1 protein-coding gene is annotated in these 221 nt (G+C 66.5%); it reads left to right on the top strand.

The window, feature by feature from the left end; translation table 11 throughout:
• A partial coding sequence (locus tag CDN38_RS27580; RefSeq protein ID WP_142361376.1) for a DUF222 domain-containing protein occupies positions 1 to 221 on the top strand: 221 nt, incomplete at both ends.

Genomic DNA, 221 nt, shown 5'->3' with positions numbered 1-221 from the left:
AGTTCGACGCCGCGCTGGCGTCTTATCGTGATGCGCTGATCGCCGAGTGGAAACACGATCACGACAACACCGCATCGCAGAGCACGCCGCCGTTGCCGAGCACCATCGAGGCGTTCATGCGGCTGGTCGAGACCGGCTGGGACGCCGAGGTGACCCGCCGCCCCCACGGGCAACACACCACGGTGGTGGTGCATCTCGACGTCAAGGACCGCATCGCGGCA

It is taken from the genome of Mycobacterium ostraviense, assembly GCF_002705925.1.
GTDB classification, from domain to species: Bacteria; Actinomycetota; Actinomycetes; order Mycobacteriales; family Mycobacteriaceae; genus Mycobacterium; species Mycobacterium ostraviense.
The sequence above is the reverse complement of the archived record's forward strand: the minus strand, read 5'-3'. Positions and strand labels throughout refer to the sequence as shown.